The 16038-nt window shown below is 39.5% G+C and carries 13 protein-coding genes; all 13 read left to right on the top strand.

Features of this window, described 5'->3' with window-relative positions; genetic code table 11:
- Window positions 1–14: 14 nt before the first annotated feature.
- Complete coding sequence (locus tag F991_RS09915; RefSeq protein ID WP_004671001.1) at window positions 15–653, top strand: GNAT family N-acetyltransferase; 639 nt, start codon at window positions 15–17, stop codon at window positions 651–653.
- A complete protein-coding gene (locus tag F991_RS09920) occupies window positions 650–1036 on the top strand; it encodes a hypothetical protein (protein WP_004671003.1) in 387 nt (128 codons plus the stop codon). Before F991_RS09915 ends, F991_RS09920 begins: the two co-directional genes overlap by 4 nt.
- Window positions 1033–2271, top strand: a complete 1239-nt coding sequence (gene actC / locus F991_RS09925; protein WP_004671004.1) for a putative ferric acinetoferrin MFS transporter permease subunit ActC — start codon at window positions 1033–1035, stop codon at window positions 2269–2271. Before F991_RS09920 ends, actC begins: the two co-directional genes overlap by 4 nt.
- 9 nt (window positions 2272–2280) lie before the next feature.
- Window positions 2281–4542, top strand: a complete 2262-nt coding sequence (gene actA / locus F991_RS09930; protein ID WP_004671005.1) for a putative TonB-dependent ferric acinetoferrin receptor ActA — start codon at window positions 2281–2283, stop codon at window positions 4540–4542.
- Window positions 4543–4596: 54 nt separating this feature from the next.
- The gene (locus tag F991_RS09935) at window positions 4597–5823 is read left to right on the top strand and encodes an MFS transporter (RefSeq protein ID WP_004671006.1); all 1227 of its coding nucleotides are present in this window, start codon (window positions 4597–4599) and stop codon (window positions 5821–5823) included.
- 142 nt (window positions 5824–5965) lie between these two features.
- The gene (locus tag F991_RS09940; protein WP_004671007.1) at window positions 5966–8182 is read left to right on the top strand and encodes a TonB-dependent receptor; all 2217 of its coding nucleotides are present in this window, start codon (window positions 5966–5968) and stop codon (window positions 8180–8182) included.
- Between the two features lie 286 nt (window positions 8183–8468).
- The gene (mtlD, locus tag F991_RS09945; RefSeq protein ID WP_004671008.1) at window positions 8469–10604 is read left to right on the top strand and encodes a bifunctional mannitol-1-phosphate dehydrogenase/phosphatase; all 2136 of its coding nucleotides are present in this window, start codon (window positions 8469–8471) and stop codon (window positions 10602–10604) included.
- 104 nt (window positions 10605–10708) lie between these two features.
- On the top strand, window positions 10709–11305 hold the full coding sequence (locus tag F991_RS09950) for a 2'-5' RNA ligase family protein (RefSeq protein ID WP_004671009.1): 597 nt from the start codon (window positions 10709–10711) through the stop codon (window positions 11303–11305).
- Between the two features lie 2 nt (window positions 11306–11307).
- The gene (gene cobU / locus F991_RS09955; protein WP_004671010.1) at window positions 11308–11826 is read left to right on the top strand and encodes a bifunctional adenosylcobinamide kinase/adenosylcobinamide-phosphate guanylyltransferase; all 519 of its coding nucleotides are present in this window, start codon (window positions 11308–11310) and stop codon (window positions 11824–11826) included.
- Between the two features lies 1 nt (window position 11827).
- Window positions 11828–12898: a nicotinate-nucleotide--dimethylbenzimidazole phosphoribosyltransferase gene (gene cobT / locus F991_RS09960; protein ID WP_004671011.1), complete on the top strand. Its 1071-nt coding sequence runs from the start codon at window positions 11828–11830 to the stop codon at window positions 12896–12898.
- Window positions 12888–13496, top strand: a complete 609-nt coding sequence (locus tag F991_RS09965; protein WP_004671013.1) for a histidine phosphatase family protein — start codon at window positions 12888–12890, stop codon at window positions 13494–13496. Before cobT ends, F991_RS09965 begins: the two co-directional genes overlap by 11 nt.
- A gap of 106 nt (window positions 13497–13602) precedes the next feature.
- Window positions 13603–15189, top strand: coding sequence for a histidine-type phosphatase (locus F991_RS09970; RefSeq protein ID WP_004671015.1), 1587 nt, complete (start codon window positions 13603–13605; stop codon window positions 15187–15189).
- A 102-nt stretch (window positions 15190–15291) separates the two neighbouring features.
- The gene (locus tag F991_RS09975) at window positions 15292–16035 is read left to right on the top strand and encodes an adenosylcobinamide-GDP ribazoletransferase (protein ID WP_004671017.1); all 744 of its coding nucleotides are present in this window, start codon (window positions 15292–15294) and stop codon (window positions 16033–16035) included.
- Window positions 16036–16038: the final 3 nt, after the last annotated feature.

Raw genomic sequence — 16038 nt, forward strand, 5'->3', positions numbered from 1 at the left:
TTGAAGGTTTTGATATGAAAACAATCTCTAGACAACTTCCTGATTTTTTTGAATACTATGAGAATGGGACGCAATACTATTTGAGACAAGTCCAATATCCACAAGATATTCCTTTATTACACAAATGGATGCATGAACCACATGTGATCCCCCAATGGCAATTAAATAAGTCTGAATTAGAACTACAAGTTTATTTTGACAAGATGCTAGCGGATGATCATCACCGTTTACTCATTGTGGGTATTGATGGAAAAGATGTGGGTTATACCGAAATCTATGAAGGTAAACGGGATCGTTTAGGTCGTTATTATGAAGGTGATGATGATGATTTAGGTTGGCATTTGTTATTTGGCGATAAGTCTGTTTTTGGCAAAGGCTTTTTGCGTCCAACGATTCGTTTACTGAGTTTCTATATTTTTGAATATTCAAATGCTAAAAAAATCGTAGGAGAACCAGATCATACGGTTAAACCTTATGCAGCGGTAGTAGAAGAGCTTTGCTATGAAAGTCAACGTCTGATTCCGATGCCAGAGAAAACTGCCATGTTGTATTACTGCTATAGAGAAACGTTTTATCACAAGTTTGGGGAATATTACCAAGCTTCTCAACAACAGCTCGCTGAACAGCCAGCCAAATCCTTGAGTGTTACATGAGCTTATTGATCAATGAAAAGTCAATCAATGAGATGCACATCTTAGACATGCGCTTTGCGGCGCAAGTCTCAGTGGCAGAATTTGAACAATGGCTAGCACATATTCAGCACTATTTTGAACAAAAAAGAAATTTTGTGTTGATTATGCAGACCGATGTGAATACAGCATTTCCTGAAGAATACCGCGCGATACAGGGCAAGTGGTACAAACAATATAAACAAGATTTTTATCAGTATTGTTTGGGTTTTGCTCGTATTGCGCAGGACGAAGAGGATCGTATCCGATTAGATACACCTGCTTTGCATAAAGCATGGCACGTTCCGTATTTTGTGAGTGTCGATAAAACTGATGCCATGCAATGGGCGATGCAGAGGTATTTATGAATCAGCAAAATACGCTCAATATTCAAAAAGTATCTGCATTAAGTCTATCTGTTGTCGTCGTGCTTTATTTAGCACATGCCTTACCATTGTACTTTTACAACGTTGCATTACCTGCGATTTTGCGTCATCAAGGTGTAGATTTACGCTGGATTGGGATGTTGTCGCTGCTCTATATTCCATGGGCATTTAAGTTCTTTTGGGCACCATTAATCGATCGTTTTTATTTTAAAGCACTTGGCAAACGTAAAACTTGGCTTCTATTTACGCAGATCGCATTGGTCTTGGGTGTGGTCGCTTTAGCACTCACGCAGTTCGATTATGGACTTGGTGTATTTGTCATCGTAGGGCTTTGGATTTCAACTTTTGCTGCAACCCAAGATATTGCGATTGATGGCTATACCGTCGAAACTTTTTCAGAATCTGAGTACCGCTTAGGAAGTATGGCGCAAAGCATTGGCGTTGCACTTGGCAGTATGGTGGGTGGTGCTGCGACCTTATGGCTTTATCAGCTTTACGGTTGGCAGACGGCACTGATGTCTCTTGCTGCAATGACTGCATTGACTATGCTTGCCATTTCCCAAATCAAAGAAAAATCAAGCACCGAGAAAATTGCAAAACAACCACCGAGTCTGATCCGAGCTTTTAAACGCCCTGAAATGTTATGGGCTTTAGCATTGATCGTTTGCTATCGCATCGTTGAAGCACCAGCAATGGCAATGCTGAACCCAATGCTGATTGATCAAAAATGGTCACTGTCTGAAATTGGTGTCCTCATGTCAGTGATTGGAGCTGGTGTAGGGTTGTTAGCAGCCGTATCTGCTGCATTTCTTTTGAAAAAAATAGCAGCAACACAATTACTGATTTGGGCAGGTTGGGCACGAACTTTGATTTATGCCTTATTGGGGATTGCTGTCTTACTCAGTTGGTTTGATCAATGGCAGAGATTACTTGGCGTATTTGTTGTTGTCATTCTTGCGATTCGTTATATCGCGATGACGGCGTTATATGCACATTTCATGCAGACCAGTTCCAAAGATCAAGCTGGAACGGATTTTACTATTTTGGTCTGTTTTGAATTATTGGTTTATTTCATTGGTGGTGCGATGTCAGGTTTCTTAGCCAAAGCGTTTGGCTATGGAAACTTTTATTTAATTCTTGCCGCTACATCCATTTTGAGCGTTTTACTCAGTCAGGTTTTGATTTCCAAAGCAAAACAATCGAAACAACTTATCTAGGGGTTATTTATGAAAGTTCATACGCTTTCGACAACATTAACACTTTTGAGCTTGGCGGTGAGCGCTCAGCTTTATGCGCAAACAACTGAGATCGATACAACGATCCAAGCAAATGTTGCAACATCTACAGAAGTTCAAAAGCCAACACAGCTTGCACCGATTGTTGTGACCGCATCACGTTCAGCACAAAGTATTGCTGAGATTGCAGGGACTATTCAATCAATCGAACAAAAACAAATTGGGCAACAAGCTGCTGCTGGACGAAAGTTGGCAGATATTCTAGCGCAGTTGGTTCCGTCACTCAGTCCTAGTAGTGGTACGACCACCAACTACGGTCAAACCATGCGTGGCCGTCAGGTGCTTGTCCTCATTGATGGTGTTGCACAAACGGGTTCTCGTGATGCTGCTCGTCAACTGAATAGTATCAGCCCAGATTCAATTGAAAAAATTGAGGTAGTTTCAGGTGCAAGTAGTATTTATGGTTCAGGTGCGACAGGCGGTATTATTAATATCATCACTAAAAAAGGCACTGATGGCGTAAACTTTGAAACAAAACTTGGGGTTACATCTGGCGATAATTTTAAAAATGATGCACTTGCCTATGAAGCGTATCAATCAGTTGGATTTAATCAAGGTGACTGGAATGGCTTCTTAGGGGCGGGCTATACCAAACGTGGCGAAATCCAAGACAGTCATGGCAACCGCATTGGACCAGAGATTGCACAAACGGATCGCCAAGATACTGAAACGGTTGATGTAAATGGACGTCTAAGCTGGCAATTTGCTGATACCCAAAAAATAAGTTTGGGGGCTCAGTATTATGAAGACAAACAAGATTCGGAATATGGCCCTGATTATGGTCCAGGTTTTGCGGTTTTAAAAGGCAATCCACCGAGCTTAAAAGCAATCAAAGGCTTTGAAATCGATGACCAACCATTTACCAAACGTTATGCTGTCAATGCGCAATATCAAAATACAGATGTATTTGGTCAAGAGTTAAATATTGAAACGTATTATCGTAATGAAAAGGCTCGCTTTTTCCCAACAGTTCTAGCTAACTTTATTCCTGCTGGATATTATTTGGCTTACCAGTCGGAATCTGATATTGATGTCGCGGGTATTCGTGCTGCAATGACATCAAAATTGAATGTTGCTGATCGTGATCTAAAACTGACTTATGGTATTGATTATGATCATGAGAAAGATAAGCAAACGGCTGATTTGTATAGTTTTACTCATAATGGTCTGAAATATCAAAATACAGGGCGGAGTTATGATTTTGGCCCAGATGCAACCATTAAAAACTTAGGTGCATTTGTTCAAGGAAATTATGATTTAACGGATGCATTTAATGTTCAAGCGGGTTTACGTTACCAACGTATTGAAAGTGATACCAGTGCATTTCAACCCACCGTTGCAGCAATTCAAGGCGATATTACTGGACAGCCTGTAGGCACAGTCGCTGCGGGTTCTGTTAAGCACGACAAAACATTATTTAATTTAGGTGCTGTTTATAAGTTAAATGATCAGCAACAAGTGTTTGCAAACTTCTCACAAGGTTTTAGCTTACCTGATATTCAACGTGTATTACGTGATGTATCAGCAGGTTATGTGGTTCGCTCTGGCAATGTTGACCCAATTACGGTCAATAGCTACGAACTGGGTTGGAGATTGCAAAATGACCATGGTGGAAATCTAGGATTAACAACGTTCTACAATACTTCTGATAAAGTCATCCAGTTTAAAGCTGATCGTTCTGTAACTGTTGCAGATACCGACCAACGTATTTATGGTCTTGAAGCGAATGCAAGCATGCCAGTATTGGATCAGTTTAGTGTCGGTGGGACATTATCTTATACTCGAGGTCAATTTAAAGATGCGAGCGGTTCTTGGCGAGAGCTGAATGCGTTTCAAATTTCCCCAATCAAAGGAACATTATTTGGTGAGTGGAATGATGACAAGGGTAATGGTCTAAGAGTTCAGATGCTAGCCGTGAAAGGTACTGATAAAGCATATGAAGATTCCCTCGTTGCCAAATATGATGAAAATGTTCGCCCGAATGCGTCAACTAAAATCAAGGGGTATGCAGTTATGGATGTGATTGCCAATGCCAAAGCCGGTCCTGGAACTGTAGGTTTTGGTGTTTATAATGTTTGGAATACAGACTATAAAACGGTATATAGCCAAGCGGCTGAAGCAGTTTATGGTCCAATCTCTAGCCTACCAGCTCAAGGTCGTACCTATGGTTTGAGCTATACACTCAAATATTAATCCAATCAAAAAGGCATCTTCACCAGATGCCTTTTCTTTTGATGAATACACATTATGCAGCAAAATTTTAAATTATTGGCTTGGGCAACTTTAGCCAACGGCACTTGTTTCTCAATGATTTTGCCTTTACTCGCACCATTAATTCGGGAGCTTGGCTTAACGGAGTTACAAGGTGGCATGATTGTTTCAGCAGGTGCGATTTGTATGGCAATTGCATCCATTCTGATTGCCAAAGGGAAAAAAATACAGACGCCTTATCAATTAATGAATTATGGTTTCTGGGGCATGACCATTACTTGGGCGATATTTACAGCAATTCTTTATTTGGGAATACAACAGACATTACCTGTTTTGGTTATTTTTGCATTGTTAGTGATTAGTCGAGCCAGTACGGGTGGTTTTATGGCGATGCCACAAATTGGTCTACAAAGTTATGTGATGCAACATGTCATAGATGAGCAACAACGCAGTCAAAAAATGGCGATGTATGGCGCGATGAATAGTTTAGGTATGATCGTTGGCCCATTTCTGACCTCAGTGTTATTGTTAGGTGGAATTCTAATGCCGATGTGGGTTGCTGTCATTTTATTGGTGGTTTTTAGTTTAATTATTACGCTCTATTTTCAGAAAGACCCGGTGATGTGTGCTGTAACTGCTGAAAAACAACAAGATATAACACAAGCAGATTCTTTCTCACTGAAGCCAGCGCTGCCTTGGTTGATACTTGGGTTTAGTACATTCGTCGCGATCGTCACTTTGAATATGACTGCTGGATTCTATATTCAAGATCATTTTCAATTAACAACACAACAAAGTGCGATTTATTTTTCTCAATGTATGCTCATCGTTGGCTTTAGCTTGGTGGTTACGCAGGTCCTGATTGTAAAAGTAATGCGTTTGAAATTGATGGCATTGGTATTGTTGGGTACATTTAGCATGATGATTGGACTAATCCTATCGTTATATGCGGTGCATATTTGGATATTTCAAGCAAGCTATGTGTTCTATGGGGTTGGCGTGGCAAGCCTTTTACCTGCATTTACAACTGGGGCAGCCCAATCTGTTGCTCAATCAGCACAAGTCAAAATGGCAAGTTTTTGTACAGCCACTCAAGCGATCGGTTTAATCGTAGCGCCTTTACTGAGTACTTTTTTATATCAATGGGGCATTCAATTACCATTTTATTCGCTCTTAATACTGATGATCGCTGTGGTGATTTATTTACTGGTCATATCATTTTCAAATCAGAAGACTTTACTCAGCAATAAAGTTAATTCCTAAATATTTTCAAAATGATCGCAATGGCTTCGGTATTTCTATTTTTATCAGATAAATGCTAATGCTAATAATTCTTATTAAGTCTATAATGGCGCACTTTTTAAGCTTGTTTAGCGATTTAAAAGACTTTTTGGAGGAGTAAAGCATGAATAATGACATCGGGGCTGGGCATCAGAATCAAACAAATACAAAGCAGTTTTTATTTAAGATAACACCGTGTTGTCTCGCTGTTTTAGCCATGTTTGCCCAACAGGCATATGCAGAAACAGTATCTTCGAGTGCACCCGTAACAGCAGACGTTGATCAAAAGCCTACGACTCAGTTAGAAAAAATTGTGATCACAGCAACACGTACACCAAAAAGTATTGCAGATATTGCGGGTACAGTTCAAACCATCGAAAAAAATCAAATTGAACAGCAAAGCGGTGCGGGTCGTAAACTGGCAGATGTGTTAGCGCAATTAGTACCATCACTTGCTCCAAGTACCGGCACGACTACAAATTATGGGCAAACCATGCGTGGTCGTGATGTGATGATTTTAATTGATGGTGTATCACAAAATGGTTCACGTGATGTGGCTCGTCAGCTCAACAGCATTAGTCCGAGTATGATTGAACGTATTGAAGTGCTTTCAGGGGCAAGCAGTATTTATGGTTCTGGTGCAACAGGCGGTATTATCAATATCATTACTAAACGTGCAGATGCATCTCAACCATTAAGCTTTGAAACGAAATTAGGGATTACATCATCAGATACGTTTCGTGGTGATGGTTTAGCTTATGAAGCGGGGCAATCAGTTGCATTTAGCAAAGATAATCTCAACGGCTTTTTAGGCGCGAATTTTACCAGCCGTGGTTCACAGTTCGATAGTCATGATAATCGTATTGCGATTGCACCAATGCAAACCAGTCGACAAGATACCGACACCATCGATGTAAATGGACGTATCAGCATTGACCTCACCGATACCCAATCCTTGAGTTTTGGTGCTCAGTATTATAAAGATAAGCAAGATAGTGCATATGGCCCTGATTATGGTAAAGACTATGTTTATGGTCGCGCACCTAACTCATATATAGGTAAAAAAGGCTTACAATTACCGACGCAGCCGTTTACTGAACGTTATGCCTTTAATACACAGTATCAAAATCAAAATGTATTGGGGCAAGTACTCAATCTTGAAGCTTATTATCGTAAAGAGGGTGCACGTTTCTATCCAGTCTATACGGGCGCTGCAATGACCGAAGCAACTCAAAGCCAGTCTAACATTGATGTTGCAGGTTTTCGTTCCACCATGCAAAGTGATTTTAGCGTTGCAAATCGTGATCTGAAACTGACCTATGGTATCGATTATGATCATGAAAAAGATGATCAATATTATGATCACTTAGCTGTATCAAATACAGGACTTCACTTTAAACCAACGGGGAAGACTTCTGATGCTGGGCCTGATACAACCATTCAAAGTGTAGGGGGATTTTTACAAGCGGATTATGAACTTTCAGACCGACTAAATGTACAAGCTGGCACACGTTATCAATATATTAAAGCAAAAACCGAAGCGTATACTGCCAGAGGTGTTGATCAGCCAAGCGGTTCTGTAAGTGATGATACGGTTCTGTTTAATTTAGGAACAGTCTATAAGCTAACGGATGATCAACAAGTTTTTGCAAACTTTTCACAAGGTTTTAGTTTTCCTGATGTGCAACGCATGATGCGTGATGCATTTAACTTGACCACAACAGCAGATTTACAACCGATTCGTGTAAATAGCTATGAATTGGGTTGGCGTTTGAATGATGAACAAGGGCTAAATCTTGGAGTAACAGGTTTCTATAATACGTCGGATAAAGTGACCAAGTTTGAAAATAGAGTGGCAAGTATTGTTGATACCGATCAGCGTATTTATGGCGCTGAACTCACCGCAAGTTATCCATTTATGCAGGACTTTAAAGTTGGCGGTAGCTTGGGTTATACGCGTGGTCAATTTAAGGATAAAGTCGACAATAAATGGAAAGAATTAAATGCGATAAAAGTATCTCCAACAAAAGGTACAGTGTTTGCGGAATGGAATAACGATGAAGGTTTTGGTACTCGGGTACAGATGCTTGCGCTAAAAGGAACGAGTAAAGCATTTGAAGACGCTTCTCCAAGTGCAGCAGAAATCAAAGGTTACGCAACCATGGATGTTTTAACGCATTTTCCTGCATGGAAAGGCCGCGTAGATTTTGGTGTCTATAATGTTTGGAATAGAGACTATCGTACTGTCTATAGTCAGCAAGCTGAAAAGATATATGGGCTTGTCGAGAGCCTTCCAGCAGAAGGGCGTACTTATGGTTTGAGTTATACCTTTAACTATTAATTTAAGCTGATCGAAGGAATATCTGTATTTATTACAGGTATTTCTTTTTTTTTAGTAGCGGATATTTTTAGCTTTAAGGTCAGACGAATGAATCCATCATTTGCTCAATAAACGATCATATCTTTTCTAATAGAGCAAGTATTTTGCTTGGTTCTAACAAAATAAGATGAGAAAAGCACATTGTTGGCTAATATTTAATCAATTTCATTTCATTTATTTACAGTCTGAATTATTGGCATCTTTATTGGTTACTCTAGATAGCGTAATAAATATTTTAGGAGTCAAAATGCTGATTTTTCATGATTATCCTGTTCATGGGGCAATTTTTGATATGGATGGAACAATGTTTGATACTGAGCGGTTACGGTTTCAAACATTGAAACAGGCATCTCAAGAACTCATCGGACAGGAATTTTCAGATGATTATCTCATGAACTGTTTAGGTTTGAGTGCAACAACGGCTGAGCAACTTGCTCAAAAATTTTATGGTGAGGATGTTCCTTATCAAGCAATTCGAAAGCGTGCGGATGAATTAGAATTAGAGTCTGTTCGACACCTCGGTGTACCGATTAAAAAGGGATTGGTTCAAGTTCTAGAGCGTTTAAGAAAGTCTGGTTTAAGGATGGCTGTTGCGACTTCAAGCCGTCGGGCAATCGCCGAAGAGTATTTAATTAATGCCAACGTGTATAAGTTTTTTGATGTATTGGTTTGTGGTGATGAAGTCGAAAAAGGCAAGCCACATCCCGAAATTTTCTTGAAAGCTGCGGAACAGTTAAATTTAGATACATCGACATGTTTAATGTTTGAAGATTCAGAAAATGGTATTCGCTCTGCATTTGATGCTAGTGGTATCACTATTCTGCTTAAAGATATCAAAGAACCAAACGATGATATGCTTTCAAAGGCAAATTTCTATTATCAAGATATGTATGCGTGTCTAAATGCTTTGGATCAATATATTCCTGAAATGGGGATGCCGATTTTACAAGAAGCTTTTCCGCAAAGCCTGAATCAGTTGACAGTTGGTATTCATGGTTTTGGGGCAATAGGTGGCGGATATATTGCTCAAGTTCTGTCGCACTGGGATGGTTTTACCCGACCTAAACGAATTTTGGCTTCGACCAGAAATCGTTTGTATCTCGAGTCTGTGAATACATTTGCTGGGTATAGCATTCGATATGGTCAATCCTCTTATGATGAGCGAATTGACAATCTAACTGCCATTGATGCCAACAATGAACAGCAAATGCTTGAAATGTATATGCAGTCGAGTCTAATTGCATTGTGTATCCCTGAAAATGCGATTGAATCTGAAGCGCGAGTGATTGCAAAAGGCTTACTTGCACGGTTTATGTCACAAGATATACAGCAAAATAATGAACCTATTACATTTTTAATCATTCTCAATAAAGTCTGTGCAAAGTATCTCGTACTCAAATATATTCGTGACGCTTTACTTGAAATAACTGATGAAGATATCGCTGAACACATTCTAAGTGAACACTATTTTTGCGATACCGTCGTGAATCGAATGGTTTCAAAACTGACCGACCAAACCCTATACCGCCAACTCAACATTAAGCATCGTTTATATATACAAAGCCAAGCTAACTTGAATGCAGATGCTATTGAGCTTTCAGATGAAACTACGTTGAGTGAAAAACACGAGCAACAAATGACACGATGCTTGGAGGAGCTACGAGAGCAATTTCAAGCAGGTCAATGCACACAAAATATGGATCTCATTTTATTCAACAGTGAAGCAGATATGCCCATTTATGTTGAAAATCGAAGTCCATTCTTAAGTAAAATGCGCCAAATGGTTTTAGTCGATCAGATTGCCGATATTCAAGTGATTAAAAATCGGTTGTGGAATGGTTGTCATGCCATGTTGGCGTGGTATGCAAGTCTAAATGACATGGAAACCATCGGTATCGCGATGTCTGATCAACGAATGCAGCGTTTTGTTGAGCAACTGGTTGATGAGGTTAAATTGGGTCTAGGCAATGTCGTGCCAAATCAAGCCAAAGAACTTGATCGTATGGCAGAGAGCTTTTTGGACTCATGTCGATCGGCCTACAAAGATCCTTGTGAGCGCGTGGCTAGAGATCCTTTAAGGAAGCTAAGTCTTAATGAACGCGTTTTGGGTAGTATCGAGCAACATATTCATCAGCACATTCCTTATCAAAATTTATTGAAAGGAGCGATTTATGGTTATGTATATGCTTTAAAAGTTCTGGATATAGATGAAATGGTGATCGTACAGCATCTACAAAAAAATATTGCGCAGTTGGATATTTCTGAAAGTCAGCGTAAGGCCTTGCTAGATGTACTCTATCGTGGGATACAGTCCCAATTGAAAGAGGATGGTATGCAACTTGATGTTCAAAATCTCTTGGTCACTCGGCTAGAAAGCGTTTAAATGAAAGTACCAAAAGTGCTTTAAAGAATGAAGCAATTTATGTTTGAATAACACAACTTCAAAATGATCTATAAGTTGTGTTATTGCAAGCATCTACAAAACTGATGGCAACAGGTATTCATGATTATCCAGAATGGCATCATGGTCGGGTCAAATACGGTTTGTGGTATATCGAAATAAATCAGCCTGAACTGATTGTATATCTAGAACAATTACAACAAGCATTTTCAGATCTGCTGATTCCTTCGAATCAACGCCAATACCACATCACCTTATTTGTTGCAGGTTTCTTAACAGAAAGTTCACCGAAGTTTGATGATGATTTTGAAGTTTATAAACTGAATCAGCAGATTGAACAGCTTGAAAAATTACAGCTCGATACTTTTGAGCTCGAAGTAATGCATATTGATAGTTTTAGCAGTGCTTTATTTCTGCACATTCATGATAAAAATAATGTCTTAACTAAAATCCGTCAGCAACTTTCACAAACCTCAATTGAAATTGCCGCGCCAGTATATTGTCCGCACATCACATTGGGACTTTATCGTGCAGCTTGGAAAAGTGAGTTTGTTCTGCAACGTATTCAAAAACTGCCACTACGAAAATTTAAAATTCAGGTCAATCAACTCACTTTCGGCTATTATAAAGCTCAGATTTTACAAGGATTACTTTATCCTTATCACCAAATTAGACTGGATTAAATATGTTGCAACTGATTTTAGGTGGCGCACGTTCAGGTAAAAGTCGTTTAGCTGAGCAAGTCGCTAGAGAAAGCGGCTTATCTGTGGTGTATGTGGCAACAGCTCAAGCACTTGATGACGAAATGCAACAGCGAATAGAGCACCATCAGCAACAACGCCCAACGGAGTGGAAGCTTTGTGAAGAATCGATCTTTCTCGCTGATAAATTATTGCAATTGGATCAAGAAAATCAGTTGATTTTGGTTGATTGTCTGACTTTATGGTTGACGAACTTATTGCTGCACGATGATATTGAATTGCAGCAACAACAAACCGCAAAACTTTTAGATGTATTACCAAAGTTAAAATCAACAATCATTCTCGTCAGTAATGAAACGGGGCTTGGCGTGGTGCCGATGGGCGAAATTAGTCGTCATTTTGTCGATGAAGCAGGGCGTTTACATCAAGCTTTAGGGCAGTTAGCACATAAAGTTGTGTTTTGTGTGGCGGGCTTTCCAATGATTTTAAAAGATGAGAAATAGCATGACAGAATCTGTTCAATGGTGGTTGGAACCTGTTAAACAGCCCGATATGAATGCAAAATTGCAAGCTGAACAACGTCAATTGCAGTTAACCAAGCCCACAGGTGCGCTTGGCGATCTTGAACAGATTGCGATTACCTTAGCTGGATTGCAAGCAACAGTTTACCCGCAAATTAAAACACCTTGGATTAGTGTTTTTGCAGGGGATCATGGTGTGGTTGCAGAAAATATTTCTGCTTATCCTCAAGCGGTTACACGGCAAATGCTTCAAAACTTTGCTTCTGGTGGCGCTGCGATTAGCGTCATTGCCCAATGTCATCAAGCACACTTGCAAGTGATTGATTGCGGTACGGTGGGCGATGTTTATGATTATGTTGGTGTTGAACGACATTGTATTCGAGCTGGTACGGCGAACTTCACTAAACACGCTGCAATGACTGAGCAAGAATGCATTGCAGCAATGGAATTAGGTAAACAAAGTGTTGATTTGGCACAATCTCAAGCAGCAGATATCTTTATTGCTGGTGAGATGGGTATTGGAAATACCTGTTCCGCATCTGCAATGGCAAGTTTATTAATAAATGAAAGTGCTGAGCAATTAACCGGTATCGGTACAGGAATTAACAATCAACAACTTCAGCACAAAATTGCAGTCATTCATCAAGCTATAAAACTTCATGCACCAAATACTGGCAATAATGCTTTAAAAATACTTGCAGCGGTTGGTGGTCTAGAAATTGCCGCAATGACTGGCGCCTATCTTCGTTGTGCTCAGATCGGTATGCCAATTGTGGTTGATGGCTTTATTAGTTCTGTGGCGGCTTTATGTTCAGTGCGTATTCAACCTAGTGTGAGAGATTGGATGTTGTTTGGTCATCAATCTGCTGAGTATGGGCATCAACGAATCCTAAAAGAACTCAAAGCTCAACCTATTTTAAATATGAATTTACGATTAGGTGAAGGCAGTGGTGCGGGTGCTGCCTTGTCAATGATTCAACTTGCTTGTGTGCTACATAATCAGATGGCAACCTTTGCAGAAGCAGCCGTCACAGGTGATAAAGTTGCAGATTGATCTATTGCGTCATGGTGAAACAACGCAAAGTCATACTTTACGTGGACACCTTGATGATGAATTGACCGAGCAGGGCTGGTTGCAGATGCAAACAACCGTTCAACGCCATCTTGACGCCCAGCAGCATTGGGATGTTATTTTTAGTTCACCTTTGCAACGATGCAGTCTATTCGCTGAAAACTTGGCGAAACAATTAGACTTAGCTTTCATTATTAACCCGCACATCAAAGAAATGTATTTTGGCGATTGGGAGGGTATTTCAACTCAAACGATTTATGAAAATACCCCTGAGTTACTGGCAAATTTTTGGCAATTCCCAACTCAATATCAAGCACCAAATGGCGAGTCTTTAGCTCGATTCCAACAACGAATTTTAGTTGGTTTTAAACAAATTCATCAGCAAATGCAGGACAATAATTGGAAAACTGCTTTGATTGTTACGCACGGTGGAGTAATAAAGTTACTGACCTGTTTAGCAAGACAACATGATTTAAATGAATTGTTAAAAATGCCTGCTGAACTGGGAAAACTGTATCGATTAGAGTTGCTTGAAGCTGAAAGTGAGATTGGTTTTATGGAAAAGTCACTTATTCCTTAGCTTCGAAATACGATTGTATTTAAATTTTTTACTGAATGGTGTAATAGAACTGTCATTGCTCCTGTCTATGATACATGGCACTTCTTTATCTATAAGCAAAAAATTCATGAATATATTATTTAAAAGCAGTGTGTTATGCGCAAGTATCTTGTTGGTCGCTTGCAACAATGATGATCATCAGCAACCACAAACAAAGCCTGAAAATAGTACACCATCAAAATATTATCAAACAAAAACACCTTATCAGCCCTTACAAGATCTAAAAAAATATGAGCCAATTCCACAAGGATTTGAACCTGTTTTTACTGAATTAGTTGCACGTCATGGTTCCCGAGGCTTGTCCAGTATCAAATATGATTTAGCACTTTATAATCTATGGAAACAGGCAAAGGCTGAAAATGCGTTGACCCCGTTAGGTGAAAAACTCGGTGCAGATCTAGAAAGCATGATGAAAGCAAATATTCTGTTAGGCTATGGTGTAGAAGGTATTCGCCAGTTTGGTTATGGCAATGAAAGTTTGACGGGGATTTTAGAGCATAGAGGAATTGCAGATCGATTATTGCAACGCCTACCAAATTTATTTAAAGCAGCAGAAAGCCAAGCGTCATCTATTTTAGTGCAAAGTTCGGGTGTAGACCGTGCCGTGGATAGCGCTAAGTTTTTTACTGATGAACTTATTCAACAAAACCAAAAGCTTAAAGATAAAATCACACCAATTTCATATACTAGCCTAGCCAGTGAAAGTGTGCCAACAGTTGAAGATGGTGGTGTAGATCGCTTCAAGCTTTATTTCCATAAGTTAACGGCAGATCAAGATTTGGCTCAATCTTTATCTGAGCAAGAAAAAGCCGTTTATGATGCGAGCCAGGCTTACCAGAAATTTGCCGAAGAAGATCAGGATTTAGCTCAAAAGCTGAAAGAACTGACAGGTGATACACGTGCTGAAACGGTTGCAATGCAAGTGCTTAGGCCAATTTTCAAAGCTGAGTTTATTCAAAAACTAGGGACGAGTGAGGCTTATACTTTTAGCAATAATGGTTCATATAGCGTAGTCGCACCGAATGGGGAAACCATTACTGAAAAAGGCAAGGGTAAAAATAGCATTACTAGTGCTGTGGATGCAGCCGCTTATTTATATGAGCTTTATTCAATCATGGGAGGTATGCAGAGTGAACTCAAAGGTGTCGATTTTGATAAATATATGCCTGAAGATGCAGCAAAGTTCTATGCAGAATTTAATGATGCCAATGATTTCTATGAAAAAGGTCCCAGCTTTAGCGAGTCGAATCAAGTCACCAGTGCGATTGCTCAGGGATTGAAACAAGATCTGTTTAAGCAGGTCGATGCAGTCGTAGATAAACAACAATCACATCGTGCAGTTTTACGCTTTGCGCATGCTGAAATCATTATTCCGCTTGCGACGACTTTTGAGTTGCATAACATGATGCAAACTTTGCCATTACGCCAAACCTATAACTATACAAATAGTGCATGGAGAGGTGAATTGGTATCGCCTATGGCGGCCAATTTACAGTGGGATATTTATCAAAATGCTCAAGGAAGTACCTTAGTCAAAATGCTCTACAATGAAAAAGAAACCTTGTTCAAACCTTCATGTAACTATGCTCGATATCGCGCAAACAGTTTTTATTATGATTCTTTAAAGCTTAAACAATGCTATCAAATTCAATAATCTAACTTCATAATTTCTTAGGATGGGAATAGGCTTGCTATTCCCATTTTTATTTCTTCATAATGGGCGAATAAAAGATATAGCTTGGCTGAGATTTCTAGCATGACACCTTTTTGGATTGCCTTGCAATTTTTAACTGTTTTACCGATTCAATTAAAAAATATGCCAACCGCGCAGCAAAATGCGCATGCCATTTTGTTTTATCCTTTCATTGGACTATTGATTGGTTTGGTTTTATTTGCCTGCTCAATATTGCTATTCAAACTGCCAACCTTATTGCTGGCAAGTATTATTTTAGTATTGTGGATTTGGCTGACTGGCGGATTACATCTCGATGGATTAGCAGATACCGCAGATGCATGGGTCGGTGGTTTCGGTGATCCTGAACGTACACTTAAAATTATGAAAGATCCCGCATGCGGGCCTATCGGTGTTTTAAGTTTGATCATGCTTTGCTTGCTTAAATTTGTCGCTATTTATGTGTTATTAGAGCAACAATTATCTGTATTTCTGATTGTTGTTCCTGCAATTGGGCGAAGTGCGGCTTTATTTCTTTTCCTAACCACAAGCTATGTGCGAAAACAAGGTTTAGGACGTTCTATTGCTGATCTGATACCTAAAATGGCAACATGGATTGTATTTGTCATTACATTGTCATTTCTTTGTGTGTTTGGATGGTCTGGCATTATTTGTTTAGCAATTTTTTTACTGCTGCTGTTTTATTTACGTGCGAAGTTCATTGAAAGAATTGGTGGGATTACTGGTGATACGATTGGTGCTTCGATTGAGTTATCAGAGATGGGTGTTTTGATCAGTTTTCTGATTACATTTTTCTATCTGTCTTAGGCT

Origin of the sequence: Acinetobacter sp. CIP-A165 (assembly GCF_000367985.1) — a bacterium.
Taxonomy (GTDB): Bacteria; Pseudomonadota; Gammaproteobacteria; order Pseudomonadales; family Moraxellaceae; genus Acinetobacter.